This is a genomic window from Peptoniphilus rhinitidis 1-13 (genome assembly GCF_000246925.1).
Lineage (GTDB): Bacteria > Bacillota > Clostridia > Tissierellales > Peptoniphilaceae > Peptoniphilus_A > Peptoniphilus_A lacydonensis.
The window spans coordinates 44,886-64,139 of sequence record NZ_BAEW01000003.1 but is presented as its reverse complement, the minus strand read 5'-3'; the positions used below and the strand labels follow the sequence as shown (position 1 = coordinate 64,139).

Below are 19,254 nucleotides of genomic sequence, written 5' to 3'. Positions count from 1 at the left end.
GGAGTAAAAAATTATTGTGATTGTTAATGAGAAAAATATTTAAAAACTTTAGCTTTTTAGTTTTATTGATGCTAATATCTAATATTTATTATTTTTATAAAAATAGTTTTTTGAATATAAGCCTAATAAAACAGGATATTTTTATGCTGTTAGTATACGTTATATTTTCACTATTTTTATATAAATTTAAAAGGTAGATAATTCTAAAAATAATGTCACACTTATTAATTTGATTAAAAAAAATCATAATATTTTTATTGATGCTAAGGAATTTGTTAATATAATTTATTTGAAAGCAGGTATAGTTTTAGGAGGATAAAATGAAAAAGTTTATAGTTCCAACAATTGTATTGGGTTGTGTTTTACTTACAGTTCCTGCATTTGCAAAAAATTCTGATACAGTTAATAATCAATATAGAGAACAAATCATAGAATGTACTAATAAGGAAGATAAAGAAATCACTCCTTATAGTATGGTTATTACTACAGGCTCTTACAGAGGAATTGAGTATGAAAAGTATTGTCAATTGACGAAAGGGAATGGAAGTAAAGTAAACTTTTGGATAAGAAACAATGGCAGGTACCCTGTTGTTATAAAAATTAATGGAGGAAATGCTGTTACTGTAAAAACAGGAGGACAAGGCTATACATCAACTTCAGTTGGAAGATTTAGTAAAGATTATAAGTTTACAGCTAGTTGTCCTCAAGGTGGAGATATAGATATAGACTTTAAAATTGTTCAAAAAGATTAATTAAAGTATAAGTTATAATAAATAGTAAAATATTATTGTTTTTTAGCGTGAAAATGATATACTTAAATAAAGTTAACTTAGTATATTGTAATAATTATTACACAAAAGGTTTAATGTAAAAGAGTTAAAAGTTTAGTAGGAAAACGCTATGAAGAGAAAAAATATTTTGGTTTTAACAACAGTTATTACTATTCTATTTTCTAGTTTTCCAATGCTTATTTTTGCTGAATAAGAGTAGCTTGATAATAAAACATCCCAACAAGAATACGTAATTGAAAATGAAGAAAATTCAATTAAAGATTTAGAAAGAAAGAATGAATTAAGAAGTTCTACGATTGAACATGGTGATTTATATTTTGATGGAGGTCAAACTGAAGATATAGTTTATTCAGAAATTGGACAAACATATAAAGGGAAAAAATTAGGGCATGATTATAATGTAATGGCAATTGTTCATGTTGGTAGAAATAGATATTCTAGTGGTTGGAAAAAGAATTTTGCAAGAATAACTAAAGAGAGATCTTTTTGGGCAAATGAAACTGCATCTTATGATTATGAAAGATTATTTTAGAAAAAGGGTCATCTTTGATGACTCTTTTTCTCGTAAGAAGGTATAAAATGAAAAAATTCATAAGAGTATTTATTTTTTTACAAATTTGTTTGGCTATATATTTGTTCAATATATCATTCTTGGATATGTATGATAAAAATAATATTTTGCCTAATGATTATAATAAATATGAGATTGCTGACAATAGTGTTGAAAATAGAAAAATTTTATTTAATACTATAAGATCTAGTAATTATAATTTAATCACCCTAAAAAGTAATTATGAATATGACAATAAAAGTAGATATAAAATATTTTCATTAAAGGAAATTAACTATAAAAAGAAACCTTTGTCACAAAGTGTAGTTTATAGCTATGGAGTTTTGAATTACAATAGATGGCAGGATTCTACTAATACTTTTTATTCAAATTCAAGTATAAATGAACTCAATTCCATTTTGAAAGGGAAAGGGATTGAAATAAAAGAAGTAGATAAGGATTTAATCGATTATAGAATTGTTATTAAATATTTTGCGTTTAATATTATATTATTATTGGTAAATGTTCAATTGGTTTATTTAATTTATTTTTCTAATACATTAAAAAGAAATGGATTAAAAATGATGATGGGTTTTTCCAAAGGAAAAATAATCAAGGAGTTTTGGGAAGAAGTAATTAAAATATTTATAGTTAATATCTTTCTGATTTTTTTTGTATATGGAATGTATTTAACTATAAATTCTAAATTTAGTTTTAAATATTTTGCGTTTTTAAGTACATATTTATTAATATTAATATTGATTAATTCCATTTTAATTTATAATAGTACATTTATAATAAAATTTATAGACATTGAAAATATGATAAAAAACAAGCTATATACACGCAAATACAGTATATTTTTAAAGTTTTTAAAAGTATTAGTCATGTCTTTAGTTTTGATTTTTACAAATAATTTAAAAAATAGTATTTCTGAGATAAAAGAAAGCAATAAAGATTTATTAAGAAATCAGGAATTAGGGGATTATTACACATCCTATGGTCTTGATATAGAAGCTGATGATTACAGATTGGGAAACATAGAAATATACGATGGATACGATAAAAACATTAAAAGATTATTAAAAAATAATAAGAATTATTTAATTGACACTTCTAATTATGAAAATTATTTAGAATCTAAGGACAATAGATTTAGTTTTCTGGTGTGCAATTATGATTATTTTAAAAAGTTTGTAAAGTTAGATAGAGAAATAGATTATGATAAAAAAACTTTAGAAAATAAAATTTTAATTCCTCAATCTAATAATTATGAAAACAAAGAACAGGTGATTTCTAATTTAATCGACAGTATAGAAACAAATAAAAATTATAAAGCTTTAGATTTGAAATTGAAAAATGAGTATAAAAAAATTGGAAATATTGAAACTTTAGAAATCCCAAATGGAAATATTAAATTATTTTTGAATTCTTCAGGTATTAAGAATGCGAGTCTTCCAATAATCTATATAGATGATGGGAAATTGTCAGGAAGTTATTATATTAATTTATTTTCAAGACGAGGAATTTATTTTGAGGAAAATAATTTAGAAGATTTTATTCAGATGCTATCAAAATATAAATTAGAGAATTTATTAGTTGCACAAAATGCACTAAATCTATTTAGAGATGATATAGATAATCTTCAGTTGATAGTTAAAAGTGAGATATTGTTTATTGTTATTTTTAATATAAGTTTGATATTTATTATAATTGTTAGCAATTATGTAGATAATGAAGTAAATAAAATTAAATATGCAATTATGTATACTCTTGGTTTTTCGCATATAAAAATCTTAAGAAAAGAAATTTTTTTAATGTTGATTAGTTTTATTATTCTTATAACTTTATATTTTGTATTACAAATTTCCTTACCTATAATAGTCGCATATCTTTTGATTGATTTATTGACTTATATATCATTTTACAAAAAAGTAGTTTTTAAAAATATTGTTGACGTTATAAAAGGAGTTTAATATGGCATTAATTGAGATTGTAAATATGAATAAAAAGTTTAATGATAATTATCTTTTTAAAAATCTATCTTTAGAGATTGAAGAAGGTGAATTTATTGGACTTATAGGGTGCAGTGGAAGTGGCAAGACTACGCTTTTAAATATTATAGGTCTAATTAGCAAGCCTACTAGTGGTCAAGTTAATATTGCAAATAAGAAAAGCGTAAAAATAAATTCAAAAGATGCAATGCTATTAAGAAGATACAAAATAGGATATTTACTTCAAAACTATGGTTTAGTAGAGGATGAAAATGTTAAATGGAACTTAATGTTATCCTTAGAGTATAGCAAACTTTCTAGAAGGGAGAAAGAAGAGAAGATAGAAAGATATCTGGAAAGTTTTAACATGAAAGAGTCTTTAAATAAAATGATATTTGAGCTATCTGGAGGAGAACAGGAGAGGATATCTATTATTAAGTTGTTTTTAAAAAATAGCGATATAGTTATAGCTGATGAACCTACTACAGGTTTGGACGATAAGAATATAAATATTGTAATGGATTATTTGAAAGAACTAAATAGACATGGTAAAACAATTATAATGGTAACACATGATAGTAGTTTGTATAAATATTTTTCTAGAATTATAAATGTTGATGAAATCAATTGTAAAAATAATTAATAGTCCAAGGACATCAAGTAATTTGAAATATTATAAAATTTTTCTTAACTCAATTTCATTTTACAATTAACCTCCCTAAAAAATTTTTTGGGAAATTAAAAAAAGTATTGACTTTATTTTGATACTAGAATATAATCATCTTAATTTAATAAAAGCGTTGATAGAGAAAAAAGAATTTTTGATGATTTAAGAGAGTTGTCGTTTGGTGCGAGGCAATACACAAAAATTTAATATACACTCTAAAGCTTATTTGTTGAAATTAGTAGGCAAGTACGGAAGCCACCGTTAACTAAGGCTAGAGGTTGTTGGACCTTAAAGTGAGGTAATCTTTTTGATTATAAAATCGGGTGGTACCGCGAAGTCAGTCTTTCGTCCCAATGTGGATGAAAGACTTTTTTTATTTTATGGAGGTTTTTATGAAATTTAGGAAGGTTTTTATTTTAGTTTTATTGTCAATTTTTTTAATATCTTGTGGAAGTGATGTCAAGAAAGAAAATGGAAGTGAAGAAAAAGTTTCAAAGACAGAAAAAGTTCAAAGGGCAAAAAAAATCGGTGTCGTTCAAATTGCAGACCACATTGCACTTGAAAGGGCAAGGAAAGGTTTTGAAGATGAAATAAAAAAGAAAAGTCCAGATGTAGAAATTATTTCGAAAAATGCAAATGGAGATCTTTCTGTTGTTCCATCAATTATAAAATCTTTTAAAGACAAAGATGTTGATTTAATTTATGCAATTGCAACGCCAGCTGCACAAGGTGCAAAAAATGGTGTAAAAGATATTCCAATTATTTTTAACGCAGTGACTGACCCAGAAAGTGCAGATCTTGTTAAAAATTTGGAAGAACCAGAAGAAAATGTAACTGGTGTAAGTGATTATTTTTCAATAAAGGCACAACTTGAAGAGATAATAAGTATTTTTCCAGATATAAAAACTGTTGGAGTTATGTTTTCTACTAACGAGGCAAATTCAAAATTTCAAGTTGAAGAACTTAAAAAAGCTGCAATTGAATTTGATTTAGATGTCGCTGAAGTTGGAGTAAATAACATTAATGATGTTTCGACTGCAATAAAGGCACTTGAACCAAAAATGGATATTTTTATGGCGATTACAGATAACACAGTTTCATCTGCATCGACAATTATCGCTGAAAGTTTAAAAACTGCAAAAATTCCATCCTTTGCATCAGAAGAAGGCCCAGTAGAAAATGGAATTTTAATGAGTGCTGGAGTTGATTATTTAGATCTTGGAAAAAAGGCAGCAGAAATGGCAAGTGAAGTTATAGATGGGAAAAAAGTTTCTGAAGTTCCAGTTTTATTTTCAACAGATACAAGAAAAGTTGTTAACAAGAAAACTGCTGAGGCTCTTGGACTTGATGATGACAATAATTTAATGGATGATGCAAAAGTTGTCGAGTAGATAATTTTAGTTTTAGGAGGAAGAAAGTTGAATTCAGTAATAATTGAATCTATTGTAATGGGACTTATATTTTCTGTTTTGACAATAGGAGTAGTAATAACATTTAAAATTTTAGATTTTCCAGATATGTCTGTTGAGGGGACATTTCCCCTTGGTGCTTTTGCCTTTGCAAAGATGATTACACTTGAAATGAATCCTATAATTGCAATGGTAGTTTCATTTTTGGCAGGTGGTGTAGGTGGATATATAACTTATATTTTGTTTAGAAAAGTTAAAATTGAGTCGATTCTTGCGGGAATTTTAACAATGACTTTTTTATATTCAGTTAATCTTAGGATTACAGGTACGCCTAATATTACATTTTTTGATTATAAAACTGTATTTCAACTTTTTGAAAGTGTTCCAAAAATATTAATTTTAATTGTAATTGTTTTAATAATAAAATTTGTACTTGATTGGTTTTTAAAAACTGAAAAGGGATATTTGCTTCTTGCGACAGGGGATAATGAAACTCTTGTAAAATCTCTTGGCAAAAATCCAGACAAGTACATTGCAATTGGTCTTGTGATTTCAAATGGACTTTCTGCACTTGCAGGAGCACTTATGGCACAATCAAATGGATATGCAGATATAACTATGGGACAATCAATAATTGTTTCTGCACTTGCATCAATAATTATTGGAGATGCTTTTTTAAAAAATGCAAAATTTTTAAACAGAACGACAAGGGCAATTATTGGAGCGATTATTTATAGAATAATTTATGGAATTGCCCTTTACATGGGACTTGCTCCAAGCGATTTAAAGGGAGTAACAGCAGTTATAGTTGTAGCATTCATAGTTTATAACAATGTTTCATTAAAAAGATTATCTACATTAAAAGAAAAGAGAGAAGAAAATGTTAAAAATTAAAAATTTATCAAAGACATTTTACAAGGGAATGGAAGAAGAAAATAAAGTATTTGATAATTTTTCCCTTGAAATTGAAGAAAATAAATGTGTGGCAATTTTAGGACCAAATGGTTGTGGCAAGTCTACATTATTTAATATGATTTCTGGTTCACTAAATCCAGACTCAGGAGAAATTATCTTGGACAATGTGGATATTGCAAAATTATCTGAAGATGAAAGAGCTATTGACATTGGAAAAGTAAATCAAGATCCATCAAAGGGAGTTTGTCAAAGTTTAAACATCTTGGAAAATATGTCAATGGCTTTAAAAAAGGGAAGTGAATTTACTTTCAGAAGATTAATTGACAAGAAAAATAATGAAGATATAATAAAAAAATTAAAGAGCATAGATCTTGGACTTGAGAATAAATTAAAGACACAAGTAAAGTTTTTATCAGGTGGACAAAGACAATCACTTTCACTTTTAATGGCTACAGTAAAAAAACCAAAAATTTTGTTGCTTGATGAGCACACAGCTGCACTTGATCCAAAAACGTCAAATATTATAATGGATAAGACAAAAGACCTTATAAAAAAAGAAAAGATTACAACACTTATGATCACTCATAATTTAAAAAATGCCATAGAATATTCTGACAGAATCGTAATGCTAAATAAGGGCGAAGTAGTTTTGGATATAAAACCAAGTGAAGTCACAGAAGAAGAATTAAATAGAATTTACAATGAAAAAATATAAAGGGATAAAATTTGATATATTATATGAAAGGGGATATAATTAAATTGTAGGGAAAATGTTTTTCGATTAAGTAGGTCTATTTATGTTTAAAGAAAAAGTTTCTAAAGTAGTATTAAGTTTATTAGTATCATCAATACTTATAACAAGTGTTTTTGCAGGTGATTTTTTTTAGTGAAGGTAATAAATTACCTTTTGATGGAGAAAGACTTTTTAATAATCCATTTACTTATTCTTATGAATATGACAATATGAGATTGACACATTCAGAACATTTTAATCAAGCTCAAGCACATGATAGAGATAAATGGGTTGATGCTTGCCATAGGAGTGATGTGTAATGGATACACAATGCCTCTAGGAGCTGTAATTGGAACTTATAATGAATTCGATGGTTCACATAAAAATCCTGGAACTTTAAAAATTTGGACTGGAGAAAAAAGAGAAATAGCAATTTCAAAAATCACAGGTGAGTCTCATGTAGTCAATAAATGGTTTAATTATAAAATAGTTTATATAGGGGAAGATGAAAGTACTCTATTAAATAAGAGTGGAATTGTTCACGAAAGGTAGTTTTTTAGTATGTTTGATGAAATATATAAAGAAATAAAGCATCCCTACACAGAAAAGAATTTGTCGTACAAAATATTTAAATATGCACGTAATGAAATGATAGGAATTTATATTATAATGTTTATTTATAATTTAATATCCTTCAGATTTAAATTAATTGGAAATATGAGTAAATATATTGAAGTACTAGAAATGCAACAAAATTTAAATTTAATTTTTGGATCTCTTATATTTATATGTTTTCTTATAAGTATAATATTTAGAAAGAAACTATAATTTAATATTAGTAATAGTGCTTAGTATAAAAATAAAAAATAAGCCTACTAAATTGAACTGACCTCCGTGAGTTGGACTAAAAAACCAACTTACGGAGGTCAGTTCATATTGTGAGCTAGGTCTTTTTAAAGGCTCTATGTCAAATATTGGGGAGACTCGTTAATTCGAGTCTCTCTTTTCATTGAATATAAAATTTTATTCTATCTTAATTTAAGAGTAAATTCGTCACCAATTGCTTGTTCTCCAATAGACATTTCTTTGTTGTCATAGCTGTGGACTGTCACTCTGTATAATTGACATTTTAAGGTTTTAATTTCATTTAAAAGTTCATCAGCAGTAACTTTACTAGTTACTGGTGAGAAATATAGAGTAGAAGTATTTTTTTCTGCTTCACAAGTTTCAAAATAGACAAACCTGTCCTTGGAATCTCTTGCTTTTATAGAATAAAGATAGCCGTTTTCGGTGTCAGGATAGGTTAATAGGATTTTTTGTGAAGCTGGGCTTATAGTAAAGCTTTCAATTAAAATCTTATTAGTATCTGGAATGGTAAAGTCCCTTACTATAAGATTTTTCTTCATTTTCATTTGAGACATATCTATATTTGTTGAGAGAGTAATTTTTTTCTTGTTGCCTAAAAATTCATCAAAGGAAAATTCTAAATTAACTATGCCTTCTTTTGGCAATGAGTCTTCTAAAACATATTTAAGAGAAGTAACATTTATTTTTTTATCTTCAGGCAAAGTATAAGCAGAGCCACTGGATCCAAGAATTTTATTCTTCTTACCATTAACCTTAAGTTCAGTTAATTCAACTTCTCCACTAGGATTTTTTTCTGAGTCATTTAGACTCAAAATTACAGTGTATAAATTGTTATCTTCAATAATAAATTTATCTAAAATATATTTTTTGTCATTTATTTCAAAAGCTTCATTTAAATTTACGCTGTATTTATCAACATCTCTTGAAAGATCCATAGCATTTGATAAGGTAATTTTAAAATTATTTACTAATTCTCTTGTCTTAGCAAAGACGTAACCATCTGATGTGTAGTTTGATATCCCAAAAATTAATATAAATGATGCTACAAGTGTAATTATTTTTTTATTTAACTTATTCTTTTTATTTTTTACTTTCAATGATTTAATCGTCTTATTAAGATTTTCTCTTTCAAAATCATTAAGAGGAATTTCTTCATATTCTATTTTAATGTCGTTTAATTCATCATAAATATTATTTTTCATAAAAATTTCTCCTCCATTTTTTAAAAAATTTTCTTCCTCTACTAACTTTTTTATAAGCATTTGCTGTGGAAATGTTTTGCTTTGATGCCGCCTCTTTGTAAGAAAGCCCATTGATAAAGATATTTTCAAAAAGTTTTTTATCTTCATTATCTAAAAGTGAAAGAATTTCTTGAATTTCTAAGTTAGAGCTCAAGTCAGAATCATTCACTGCATAATTTTCTTCTAGTTCAAGGCTTTCAAATTTAACTTCTTTTCTGAGCAAGTCTATGGCCCTATATTTTGAAACAAGAGCACACCAATTTTTAAAAGTAGACCTACTTGGATCAAAGTATTCAATATTTTGCCATATACTTAAAAGAGCATCATTCATAGCTTCTTCCCACAGGTTTGGATATTTCCAAAGTGTTTTTGAAATAACACCCTTCAATATTTTTCCATACTCTTCAATAAATATGTAAAGGGCATCTTCATCTTTATTTTTCAGCCTTTGTATTAAGTCTTTATTATTCATATTTCCTCCTTTCACTAATATATTCGTGATAGAGATAATGATTCTGACAAATTTTTAAAATTAAAATTTATAAAAAATAATTTTGAGCATAAAAATTCCACCCTTAGGGGTGGAAAGTAATAATATAATACTAGAACTTGTAAACTGCAAGCCATAGTATTAAGTACAACTATAGAGTCATCTTAAAAATCAAAAGGTAGTTTTTAAAATTAGTATTTAAGTTCTTTGTTGTTATAAATTGAATAAGTTAACACAATCATTAGAACAAAGATAAAAATATTTACTCCTATTGCAATTAAATTAATATTTCCGCTTATAAAGCTAAAAGGTTTAAAGGCTTCGTTAGTGAAGAAGTTGACAACATAGCCAAACATATTGCCCACTACTTTTCCGACTATTGTTATTAAAATTATTAGCAATACAAAAAGCACAGATACTGCATCTTGATGTATGGAGTTTTTGGACATGGAAGAGAAGAAATATCCTATTGACATAAATACTAGTCCACTTCCAAGAAGTCCAACAAAAATTTTTACAACTGATTCGAAAATATCAAAGCTTGTAATGTTTAAAGCATCACCGCTTCCAATGCCAATTGAATTAATACCCATTACAAGACCAGTTGTTGCAAGAGCCATTATAATTAAGAATAAAAGATAAATTACAATATTTGCTGCAAATTTTCCTGTTACAATTTCTGACTTTGAAATTGGATTTGAGTAAATATATTCAATGTTTCCACTATTTTGTTCCTTTGCAAGAGAGTTTGCACCAAGTTGCATTGCAAGAATAAAAATCAACACTGCAAGATAGTGATAAACAAGAGCGATGTAGTCGCCAACATTTACAATATCCATTCCGTCATAAAAACCTAAAATATTTCTTGTGGGTTCATTAAAAGATCCTACCACAGAATTAAAAAGTGAGTTCATTTGTGATTCTGCAAGGAAAGGATAAAAGGCAAGCATTAGCCCAAGTAAAATTATAAGGACTATTGCCCAAGCAATCATCTTCCCAAAATTTGATTTAAATTCCATATTAAATATCATTTTCATCCTCCTTTAGCTCTGTATCCTCTGTTTCGTTAAAGACACCACTATCAGAAGTTTTAAAAATAATAGTTTCCTCATTTTTATTTTCTTCTACATCTTTATCTTTTATTTTATGTTCATCATCCACAAAAAGATTGGTCTTTGTGTTGTGAATTTCGTCTTTTTCAGATGTGGATGGTATTATACCATCAACTTCATTAAAATTATTTTCTGATTTTGAAGCTTTTATTGTATTTTCATCCATACCATTAATTGTAGAAGTTTCAACTGTATCTTTAGAAGAGTGATTTATTATTTCTGTTTTGTTTTCTTTTATTAAATTTTCTTTTTCTACAGTTTTTTCTCTTCTAGGAATATTTGCATTTTCACCTTTATAATAAGCATTGACTTTATCATCTAGTTGTGCGTCTTCAAGTACATAATTTTCCAAGGCTTCCTCGTATATAACTTTTGAAAGTTCAGGGAGAGGCCCATCAAAGTATAGAATAGTTTCATCTTCTTCATCTTTAATAATTCTTGCACCGATTGATGTAAAATAATTTAAATTTCCTCTAAAGGAATCAATTTTTAAAACTTTGTCGCCGGTCACTTTTACATTATTATATTCAATCTCTTGAATTTTTCCATCAGATAGGTAAGCAATTCTTGCGGAATATTTTTTAGCTTGTCTAAGAGAGTTTGAAAGTAAAAGAACAGTTAAATTTTCAGTTTCATTTAATTTTTTTAGATGTGAAAAAAGTCTGTCTATATCCTTTTCTTCTAAGAATTTTGAAGGATTATCTAAAACTAAAAGTCTTGGCTTAGTTATTAGTGCATTTAAAATAGCTAAAATTTTTCTTTCTCTATCTCTTAAATCGCAAACTCTAATATTACTGTTAAATTCAAAATAGTCACTTAGTACGTCGATGTCCTCTGTGTTTATTAGATTATGCACTTTTAGCGTTTTTTTGAGAAGATTATATGATTTTATTTTTGAGTCAAAAATCATTTCTTCTGGTACAAAAGACACGCTTTCTTTTATTTCTTTTGATTCTTTAAATGAATCCATATCATAAACCTTAATAGTACCACTACTAGGTTTTAAGTATCCCATAATAATTCTTGCAAGAGTTGTCTTCCCAGAATCTTCCGTCCCAAGTAGAGAGAAAAATTCTCCGTCTAAAATTTCTAAATTTAAATTTGATAAAACTTTTTCTTTTCCCTTGCCTTTTGTCAGGTCATTTATGACGATGGCACTCATCCCATTCACCTCTTTATATAATTAGTAAATTCATTATACAATAAAAAATATTTAATTGGAAGTTTTCCCTATTCTTTTGACAAAATTTAAGAATTAAATAATTATAAAAGTGTATAGTTTATTTTTCACGTTTATAAAAATAAAATTTTCGGCGAAATAAAATTAATTATAAAAACTTTAAAGGCAGAAAATAAATGACTTATTAGAAGTTCTTGTGATATAATTTTATTTTGAAATGGAGGTTTTCTAATGAAACTTGGAATTGTTGGACTTCCCAATGTTGGGAAATCTACTTTATTTAATGCTCTTACAAGTGCTGGTGCAGAAGCTGCAAATTATCCTTTTGCAACTATTGAGCCAAATGTTGGCGTTGTAAATGTGCCTGATGAGCGTTTAGATGTTTTGGCAAAACTTAGTAATTCAGAAAAAGTTGTTCACACTAATATAGAGTTTTATGATATAGCAGGACTTGTTAAAGGAGCAAGTAAGGGCGAAGGGCTTGGAAATCAATTTCTTTCTAATATCCGTGAAGTTGATGCAATAGTTCATGTTGTTAGATGTTTTGATGACGAAAATATTATTCATGTCGATGGTTCTATTGATCCAATACGTGATATTGAAAATATAAATTTAGAGCTTATTTTTTCAGATCTTGAGCAAGTTGAAAATAGATATGGAAAAGTTGTAAAAAAATCTAGGGCAGAAAAATCTCTTGCTAAGGAAAGAGATTTGCTTGAGAAAATAAAAACGGCTCTTGAAGAAGGAAAATCTGCAAGAAAAGTTGAAATTGATGAGGAAGAAGAAAAAATCATAAAAAATTATGCTCTTTTAAGTGCAAAGCCTGTCATATATGTCTGCAATGTAGCTGAAGAAGAACTTTCTAATGATGATAATGAATATGTGAAAAAAGTTAGGGAATATGCAGAAAATGCTGGCGACGAAGTTGTCGTAATTTCTGCAGAAATTGAAGCTGAAATTGCATCTTTAGATGAAGATGAGAAAGAACTTTTCTTAGAGGAGCTTGGTCTTGATTCATCTGGTCTTGATAAATTGATTAAGTCAAGTTACAAACTTTTAGGTCTTATTTCTTTTCTTACAACTGGCGAAATGGAAACGAGAGCTTGGACAATTAAAAGAGGATCTAAAGCTCCAACTGCTGCTGGAAAAATTCACACAGATATGGAGAGAGGATTTATTAAAGCAGATACTGTAAGTTACAAAGATCTTGTTGATTCTGGCTCAGTGGCTGCGGCAAGGGAAAAAGGACTTATAAGAAGTGAAGGCAAAGATTATATTGTTGAAGATGGTGATGTAATTGTCTTTAAGTTTAATGTATAGGTGATTTCGTGATAAAAATAGTTTCTATGGATTTAGACGAAACTCTTCTAAATTCAGACAAAGTTATGACAAAAAGTTTTTATAATTTTGTCGACAAATTAAAATCAAATAATATAATTCCTGTGGTTGCAACGGGAAGAGAATATTATTCTGCTCATAAATTTGTAGGAGATGTAGATATTGATCTTATTTGTAACAATGGAAATGTCATAAAAGACAATTTAACTGGAAAAGTTGAATATGTGAATCCAATTAATAAGGAAGATTTAAAAAGCGTTATGGCTTTTGATGACAATAAAAATATTTATACATCTCTTCACATTGCAACTGACAACGAAATTGATTTAGTTTATAAGAGAAAAAATTTTGAAAATTTTGAAGGAACTTATATTGACGCTTTTAGAAATAGAAATTTAGCTCTAGACGATTTTAATAAATTAGAAGGAAAGCCTCTATCAATTGTATTTGCAGGCAGTCACGATGATTTAGTTGAACTTAGAAATAGAATGAAAAAAGAAATTTCTGATAGATTCAATTTTCATATTATGAGAATAAGAAGAGAGCCAAAGTGGATGCTCGAAGTTCTTCAAAAAAATGGCGACAAGTTTTATGGGATAAAAAAATATGCGGAAAATAGAAATATTAATTTAGATAAAGTGGCTGCAATTGGAGATGATTCTAACGACATTATGCTTATTAAAAATGTTGGTCTTGGTATTGCTATGAAAAATAGTGTAGATTCTCTTAAAGATGTAGCAGATGTAATTTCTGACTTTGACAACAATAATGATGGAGCAATAAAAATTTTGAACAAGGTTATATTTGGTGGTTAAATGAATATTAATTGGTACCCTGGTCATATGAAAAAGACCATAGAGGACATAGAAAAGAAATTAAAACTTGTTGATTTTGTTATTGAGATAATTGATTCGAGAATTCCTTATTCAAGTAGAAATCCTCTCTTTGATGAACTCTTAAAAAATAAAAAAAGACTTTTAATTTTTAATAAATCAGATTTGTCCGATCCTAAATTAAATGAAGAGTGGATGAAAAAATTAACTGATGAAAATAATTTTGCAATTTCTTATAATGCAACAAAACCCAATGTAAATATTGTTGTAAAAAAGGCAGAAGATTTAATGAGTGAGGAAATAAAAAAATATGAAGAAAAAGGGCTAAAAAAGGGGCCACTTCGTGCTATGATTGTGGGAATACCAAATTCTGGTAAATCTACTTTTATTAATTCTATATCAGGCACAAAATCTGCAAAAACTGGAAATAGACCAGGAGTTACAAAAACTAATCAGTGGATAAAAATTCATCCAAAACTTCATCTTTTAGATACTCCAGGAGTTTTGTGGCCAAAGTTCGAAGAAAATGTTGGCCTAAATCTTGCTTTTACTGGTGCAATTAAAGATGAAATTATGGATAGAGAAACTCTTGCACTTAAATTAATAGAGAAACTTGTAAAAATTGATTCAACTTTAATAGAAAATAGATATAATTTAAAAGATATAAAAGAACTTTCTTCAATAGAAATAATGGACGAAATTGGTAAGAGAAGAGGAGCTCTTATGCGAGGTGGATTTATTGATTACGAAAAAGTTTCTGGAATTATTTTAGATGAGTTTAGAAAGGGTCTAATGGGAAAGGTCACATTGGAGGGGCCAAATGAATTTTGAAAAATTTGAAGATGATTATTATAAAAAGGGATATAAAAATATTTGTGGAATAGATGAGGTTGGAAGAGGGTGCCTTTTTGGAGATGTAGTATCTTGTGCAATAATTATGCCAAAGGGTGATTACATTGAAGGAGTTAATGATTCTAAAAAGTTGACTCCAAAAAAGAGAGAAGAGCTCTATACAAAAATTTTAGAAAATTGTGTTGCCGTTGGAATTGGAAGGGCGGATGCAGACATAATTGACAAAGTAAATATAAAAATGGCAACACATATTTCAATGATCAATGCTCTTGAAAATTTAAAAGATAGTGAAGGGAAAAAAGTGGAAGCTGATTGTGTTTTAATAGATGCAGAAACTATTAAGACTGGTATTTTTCAAAAAGCAATTATTAAAGGAGATGAAAGTTGTTATTCCATTGCTTGTGCATCTATTATTGCAAAAGTTTATAGAGATAATCTTTGTAAAAGATGGGCAGAAAAATATCCCAATTATGGAATTGAAAAACACAAAGGCTATGCTACAAAATATCACAGGGAAGCTTTAAAAACTTATGGGCCAAGCGATATGCACAGAAAAACTTTTTTAAAAAATATAAAATTATGGTAGGACACAATTTATATTTTGGTAATCGTGGAGAGGATATTGCCACAAAATTTTTGGAGAAAAAAGGTTACATAATATTAGAGAGAAATTATAGAGCGCTTGGAACTGAAATAGATATTATTGCAAGAGATAAAGATGAAATAGTATTTGTTGAAGTTAAATCAAGAAATTCTAGAAAATATGGGGATGCTTATGAAGCAGTGACTGAATTTAAAATGAAAAATATAATACAGACTGCTACTGCATATATTATGGAAAAATCTCTCTTCGATATAATGGTTCGATTTGACATTATAGAAATTTATTTTAATGAAAAAGAAATAAATCACATAGAATCTGCATTTATACTTTCTTAAACTAGGTTAAGCCTAGTTTTTTTATTTTTGGAAATTTATTTGAAAATTAAAAAACTTGTGTTATTATAGTTAATAGAAAAAACATAGTAATTTTGTATGAATTATTTTTTATAAATGGAGGAAGTATGACAGAGTTATTAAGAGTAGAGAATTTAAGTGCAGGCGTTGAAGATAAAGAGATTTTAAAAAATATAAATTTAAAAATTAATTATGGAGAAGTTCATGTAATTATGGGTCCAAATGGGTCTGGAAAATCCACGCTTGCCAATGTAATAATGGATAATCCCGTTTACAATGTGACAAGTGGAAAAATATTTTTAGATGGTGAAGATATAACAGATCTTTCAACGGACAAGAGAGCTAATAAAGGACTTTTTATGTCTTTTCAAACTCCAGAGGAAGTGCCAGGGATTTCAGTTGAAAATTTTATAAGAACGGCTAAATCCTTAAAAGAAGATAAAAATATTTCAATTTTAAAATTTAAAAAGCAAATTAAAGAAGAGATGGAAGAATTAAAAATGGATTCTTCTTACGCAGAGAGATATTTAAATGTTGGATTTTCTGGTGGAGAAAAGAAGAAGAATGAGATTCTTCAAATGCTAATGCTAGATCCAAAACTTGCAATTTTAGATGAAACTGATTCAGGACTTGATGTTGATGCTACAAGAATAGTATCAAATGGAATTGAAAGATTTTTAGATAAAGATAATGCAGTTTTAATTATTACTCACCACAAAGAGCTTATAGATAATATAAAACCTGATTTTGTTCATGTAATTTTAGATGGACAAATTGTAAAAGAAGGGGACGCTTCTCTAATAGATAAAATCGAAGAAGAAGGATTTAATTGGATAAGAGAAGAGGTGAAATAATTGACTAAAAAAGAAAAAACTTATTTAGAAGAAATGGATCGTGGTGTCTATGACATCAAAAATAAATTCACTTATAGATCAAAAACTGAAAAGGGACTTACAGAAGATATTGTAAGACAAATTTCAAAGGAAAAAGAAGAGCCAGCGTGGATGTTGGAGAGCAGGTTAAAAGCTCTTAAAATTTTTAATGAAAAAGAAAATCCAAAATGGGGTCCAGATATTTCTGAAGTTGATATGAATGAAATTACAACTTATATTAGGCCTGATGCTGAAATGTCAGACGATTGGAAAAATGTCCCTGATGATATAAGAGATACTTTTGATAAACTTGGAATACCTGAAGCTGAAAAAGAAGCGATGCTATCTGGTGTTGGTGCACAATATGATTCAGAAATTGTATATCACAATGTTCAAAAATATCTTTCAGATCAAGGAGTAATTTATACAGATTTTGAAACTGGTTTAAAAAAATATCCTGAAATTGTAAAAAAATATTTTAGCAAATGTATTAAGCCATCTCTTCACAAATATGCAGCACTTCATTATGCTGTTTGGAGTGGAGGATCTTTTGTATATGTTCCTAAAGGAGTAAATGTTGATATACCTCTTCAATCTTATTTTAGATTAAATGCTCCAGGAGCAGGTCAATTTGAACACACTCTTATTATTGTGGAAGATGGAGCATATTGTCATTTTATAGAAGGTTGTTCTGCTCCAAAATACAATGTAATTAATTTACACGCAGGAGCTGTTGAACTTTTTGTGGGAGAAGGTGCAACTCTAAGATATTCGACAATAGAAAACTGGTCAAGAAATATGTATAACTTAAATACTAAAAGAGCAATTGTAGAAAAAGATGGAAAGATTGAATGGGTTTCTGGATCTTTTGGATCAAAAGTTTCAATGCTCTATCCTGGTTCAATTCTTGTTGGAGAAAATGCAAGCAGTGAGTTTACAGGGATTTCCTTTGCAGGAGAAGGACAAAATCTTGACACAGGTGCACAAGTTATTCACGCTGCTCCAAATACAAAATCAACTATAAACACAAAATCAATTTCAAAAAGTGGAGGAATTGCAATTTATAGAGGACTTGTTGATATAAAAGAAAATGCAGTGGGAGCAAAAAATTCAACATCTTGTGAGTCCCTAATGCTTGACAATATATCTAGGTCAGATACTATTCCTACAATAAAGATTGAAAACAACGACATAGATATTGGACACGAAGCAAAAATTGGAAGAATTAGTGATTCTGTAATTTTTTATTTGATGTCAAGGGGAATTTCTGAACAAGAGGCAAAAGAAATGGTAGTTAGAGGATTTGCAGAGCCAATTGCAAAGGAACTTCCTATGGAATATGCAGTTGAGATGAATAATTTAATTAATCTTGAACTTGTAGGATCAATTGGGTAGGTGAAACATGACAAATATTATTGGAAATGAAATTGCTTTTAAAACTTTTACTTATTTAAAAGTAAATGAAACTGAAATAAAAATTCCAGAAATAAAGGGAAAATCATATAAAGAAGCTGGAGAAAAAAATCCAAATGAAATTTCTGAATTTGAAAATATAAAATATGGAATTTCAAATGAAGTGCTAGAGTTAAATAGAAAATATTTAAATTATTATAATTTATATAAAACTTCTTTAGAGGAAGAGAAAGAAGATTTTAAGCTTTTAGAATTAGACGACAATTACAATGAACTTTTTGATCTTCACGATATAATTGCAGAAAAAGATTCTAAAATAAAAGTAATAATTGATTACACTTCTTATGGCGAAAATAACAAATTTAGGAATTCTGTAATTAGAGTCCTTGCAAAGGAAAATTCAGAGGTAGAGCTTTTTATAATAGCAAGGGATGACAATAGATCGCTTGTGCTTGAATCAATTGGGGTTTACACAGAAAACGGCGCAAAGGTAGCTGTGCACCAATATGAACTTGGAGCATCAAAACTATACACAAATTATAAATGTGAACTTATTGGAGAAAATTCCTCTTCAATTGTAGATTCAATTTACTTTGGAAAAGAAGACGAATATTTAAATATGAACTACGATATGATTCACAGAGGAGAAAAAACTGAATCTGATATTTTAGTAAATGGAGCACTTAAAGATAATTCTTCAAAGAATTTTAAATCCAATTTACAATTTATTGAAGGAGCAAAGGGCGCAGTTGGTGCAGAAGAAGAATATTCTATTTTACTTGATGACACAGTTCATTCAGTATCAGTACCGCTAATGCTTGCACATGAAGATGATGTAGTAGGAAACCACGCGTCTAGTGCTGGAAAACTTGATATGGACCAAATTTTTTATCTAATGAGTAGAGGAATTAGTTTAGAAGAAGCGGAATCTCTAATAGTTGAATCAAAATTTTCTCGTGCAATTGATTCATTAAATAATGAAGAATTGATAGAAGAAGTTTGGAACTCTGTTAGAAAAATTATAAAGAGAGGGAATTGAA

Annotated in this window: 21 protein-coding genes and 1 other annotated feature; of the genes, 17 read left to right on the top strand and 4 right to left on the bottom strand. The window is 28.1% G+C overall.

Translation table 11 applies throughout. The features are described from left to right. The first annotated feature begins 320 nt into the window (after positions 1-320). The 9 genes from RH95_RS09210 to RH95_RS03080 all read left to right on the top strand — a co-directional run bounded on the left by RH95_RS09210 (position 321) and on the right by RH95_RS03080 (position 7,611). The gene (locus tag RH95_RS09210; protein ID WP_010244245.1) at positions 321-752 is read left to right on the top strand and encodes a hypothetical protein; all 432 of its coding nucleotides are present in this window, start codon (positions 321-323) and stop codon (positions 750-752) included. 442 nt (positions 753-1,194) lie between these two features. Beyond that, positions 1,195-1,323, top strand: a complete 129-nt coding sequence (locus RH95_RS09880; protein ID WP_267888186.1) for a hypothetical protein — start codon at positions 1,195-1,197, stop codon at positions 1,321-1,323. A gap of 125 nt (positions 1,324-1,448) precedes the next feature. Then, positions 1,449-3,317, top strand: coding sequence for a bacteriocin-associated integral membrane family protein (locus RH95_RS03110; protein WP_158309963.1), 1,869 nt, complete (start codon positions 1,449-1,451; stop codon positions 3,315-3,317). A 1-nt stretch (position 3,318) separates the two neighbouring features. Beyond that, positions 3,319-3,978, top strand: a complete 660-nt coding sequence (locus RH95_RS03105; protein ID WP_010244239.1) for an ATP-binding cassette domain-containing protein — start codon at positions 3,319-3,321, stop codon at positions 3,976-3,978. A 148-nt stretch (positions 3,979-4,126) separates the two neighbouring features. Continuing rightward, positions 4,127-4,358 (top strand) — a binding site (T-box leader). 36 nt (positions 4,359-4,394) lie between these two features. Next, the gene (locus tag RH95_RS03100) at positions 4,395-5,393 is read left to right on the top strand and encodes an ABC transporter substrate-binding protein (RefSeq protein ID WP_010244236.1); all 999 of its coding nucleotides are present in this window, start codon (positions 4,395-4,397) and stop codon (positions 5,391-5,393) included. A 27-nt stretch (positions 5,394-5,420) separates the two neighbouring features. Next, a complete protein-coding gene (locus RH95_RS03095) occupies positions 5,421-6,305 on the top strand; it encodes an ABC transporter permease (protein WP_010244234.1) in 885 nt (294 codons plus the stop codon). Further along, entirely contained in the window at positions 6,292-7,041 is a 750-nt protein-coding gene (locus tag RH95_RS03090) for an ABC transporter ATP-binding protein (RefSeq protein WP_010244232.1), read from the top strand. Before RH95_RS03095 ends, RH95_RS03090 begins: the two co-directional genes overlap by 14 nt. A 158-nt stretch (positions 7,042-7,199) precedes the next feature. Further along, entirely contained in the window at positions 7,200-7,379 is a 180-nt protein-coding gene (locus tag RH95_RS03085; protein ID WP_026038576.1) for a hypothetical protein, read from the top strand. Continuing rightward, complete coding sequence (locus RH95_RS03080) at positions 7,369-7,611, top strand: hypothetical protein (protein ID WP_158309962.1); 243 nt, start codon at positions 7,369-7,371, stop codon at positions 7,609-7,611. Before RH95_RS03085 ends, RH95_RS03080 begins: the two co-directional genes overlap by 11 nt. Before the next feature lie 476 nt (positions 7,612-8,087). Here the strand turns inward: RH95_RS03080 and RH95_RS03070 are convergent, their stop codons facing one another. The 4 genes from RH95_RS03070 to RH95_RS03055 all read right to left on the bottom strand — a co-directional run bounded on the left by RH95_RS03070 (position 8,088) and on the right by RH95_RS03055 (position 11,931). Next, a complete protein-coding gene (locus tag RH95_RS03070; RefSeq protein WP_010244227.1) occupies positions 8,088-9,128 on the bottom strand; it encodes a hypothetical protein in 1,041 nt (346 codons plus the stop codon). After that, the gene (locus tag RH95_RS03065; protein ID WP_010244224.1) at positions 9,118-9,639 is read right to left on the bottom strand and encodes a sigma-70 family RNA polymerase sigma factor; all 522 of its coding nucleotides are present in this window, start codon (positions 9,637-9,639) and stop codon (positions 9,118-9,120) included. The genes RH95_RS03070 and RH95_RS03065 overlap by 11 nt, the downstream gene beginning before the upstream one ends. Positions 9,640-9,848: 209 nt before the next feature. Continuing rightward, complete coding sequence (locus tag RH95_RS03060) at positions 9,849-10,688, bottom strand: ABC transporter permease subunit (protein WP_010244222.1); 840 nt, start codon at positions 10,686-10,688, stop codon at positions 9,849-9,851. Then, positions 10,678-11,931 carry an ATP-binding cassette domain-containing protein gene (locus tag RH95_RS03055; protein ID WP_010244220.1) on the bottom strand — a complete coding sequence of 418 codons (1,254 nt, stop codon included), beginning with the start codon at positions 11,929-11,931 and terminating at the stop codon, positions 10,678-10,680. Before RH95_RS03055 ends, RH95_RS03060 begins: the two co-directional genes overlap by 11 nt. Before the next feature lie 249 nt (positions 11,932-12,180). Here RH95_RS03055 and ychF point away from each other — a divergent pair, with 249 nt between their 5' ends. The 8 genes from ychF (at position 12,181) to RH95_RS03015 (ending at position 19,253) form a co-directional block, all read left to right on the top strand. Then, positions 12,181-13,269, top strand: a complete 1,089-nt coding sequence (gene ychF / locus RH95_RS03050; protein ID WP_010244218.1) for a redox-regulated ATPase YchF — start codon at positions 12,181-12,183, stop codon at positions 13,267-13,269. 8 nt (positions 13,270-13,277) lie between these two features. Beyond that, on the top strand, positions 13,278-14,102 hold the full coding sequence (locus RH95_RS03045; RefSeq protein WP_010244215.1) for an HAD-IIB family hydrolase: 825 nt from the start codon (positions 13,278-13,280) through the stop codon (positions 14,100-14,102). Beyond that, a complete protein-coding gene (gene ylqF / locus RH95_RS03040; RefSeq protein WP_010244213.1) occupies positions 14,103-14,951 on the top strand; it encodes a ribosome biogenesis GTPase YlqF in 849 nt (282 codons plus the stop codon). Then, positions 14,941-15,558, top strand: a complete 618-nt coding sequence (gene rnhB / locus RH95_RS03035) for a ribonuclease HII (RefSeq protein WP_010244211.1) — start codon at positions 14,941-14,943, stop codon at positions 15,556-15,558. Before ylqF ends, rnhB begins: the two co-directional genes overlap by 11 nt. After that, on the top strand, positions 15,552-15,911 hold the full coding sequence (locus tag RH95_RS03030) for a YraN family protein (protein ID WP_010244208.1): 360 nt from the start codon (positions 15,552-15,554) through the stop codon (positions 15,909-15,911). The genes rnhB and RH95_RS03030 overlap by 7 nt, the downstream gene beginning before the upstream one ends. A 125-nt stretch (positions 15,912-16,036) precedes the next feature. Continuing rightward, on the top strand, positions 16,037-16,783 hold the full coding sequence (gene sufC, locus RH95_RS03025) for a Fe-S cluster assembly ATPase SufC (RefSeq protein ID WP_010244205.1): 747 nt from the start codon (positions 16,037-16,039) through the stop codon (positions 16,781-16,783). After that, positions 16,784-18,196 carry a Fe-S cluster assembly protein SufB gene (gene sufB / locus RH95_RS03020; protein ID WP_010244203.1) on the top strand — a complete coding sequence of 471 codons (1,413 nt, stop codon included), beginning with the start codon at positions 16,784-16,786 and terminating at the stop codon, positions 18,194-18,196. Positions 18,197-18,203: 7 nt separating this feature from the next. Further along, on the top strand, positions 18,204-19,253 hold the full coding sequence (locus RH95_RS03015; protein ID WP_010244201.1) for a SufB/SufD family protein: 1,050 nt from the start codon (positions 18,204-18,206) through the stop codon (positions 19,251-19,253). Position 19,254 lies beyond the last annotated feature (1 nt).

Excerpts from the sequence above, each read along its gene's own strand:
- RH95_RS09210 (WP_010244245.1), top strand. The coding sequence starts at position 321 with ATGAAAAAGTTTATAGTTCCAACAATTGTATTGGGTTGTGTTTTACTT.
- RH95_RS09880 (WP_267888186.1), top strand. The coding sequence starts at position 1,195 with ATGGCAATTGTTCATGTTGGTAGAAATAGATATTCTAGTGGTTGGAAA.
- RH95_RS03110 (WP_158309963.1), top strand. The coding sequence starts at position 1,449 with ATGTATGATAAAAATAATATTTTGCCTAATGATTATAATAAATATGAG.
- RH95_RS03105 (WP_010244239.1), top strand. The coding sequence starts at position 3,319 with ATGGCATTAATTGAGATTGTAAATATGAATAAAAAGTTTAATGATAAT.
- RH95_RS03100 (WP_010244236.1), top strand. The coding sequence starts at position 4,395 with ATGAAATTTAGGAAGGTTTTTATTTTAGTTTTATTGTCAATTTTTTTA.
- RH95_RS03090 (WP_010244232.1), top strand. The coding sequence starts at position 6,292 with ATGTTAAAAATTAAAAATTTATCAAAGACATTTTACAAGGGAATGGAA.
- RH95_RS03070 (WP_010244227.1), bottom strand. The coding sequence starts at position 9,128 with ATGAAAAATAATATTTATGATGAATTAAACGACATTAAAATAGAATAT.
- RH95_RS03065 (WP_010244224.1), bottom strand. The coding sequence starts at position 9,639 with ATGAATAATAAAGACTTAATACAAAGGCTGAAAAATAAAGATGAAGAT.
- RH95_RS03060 (WP_010244222.1), bottom strand. The coding sequence starts at position 10,688 with ATGATATTTAATATGGAATTTAAATCAAATTTTGGGAAGATGATTGCT.
- RH95_RS03055 (WP_010244220.1), bottom strand. The coding sequence starts at position 11,931 with ATGAGTGCCATCGTCATAAATGACCTGACAAAAGGCAAGGGAAAAGAA.
- ychF (WP_010244218.1), top strand. The coding sequence starts at position 12,181 with ATGAAACTTGGAATTGTTGGACTTCCCAATGTTGGGAAATCTACTTTA.
- ylqF (WP_010244213.1), top strand. The coding sequence starts at position 14,103 with ATGAATATTAATTGGTACCCTGGTCATATGAAAAAGACCATAGAGGAC.
- rnhB (WP_010244211.1), top strand. The coding sequence starts at position 14,941 with ATGAATTTTGAAAAATTTGAAGATGATTATTATAAAAAGGGATATAAA.
- RH95_RS03030 (WP_010244208.1), top strand. The coding sequence starts at position 15,552 with ATGGTAGGACACAATTTATATTTTGGTAATCGTGGAGAGGATATTGCC.
- sufC (WP_010244205.1), top strand. The coding sequence starts at position 16,037 with ATGACAGAGTTATTAAGAGTAGAGAATTTAAGTGCAGGCGTTGAAGAT.
- RH95_RS03015 (WP_010244201.1), top strand. The coding sequence starts at position 18,204 with ATGACAAATATTATTGGAAATGAAATTGCTTTTAAAACTTTTACTTAT.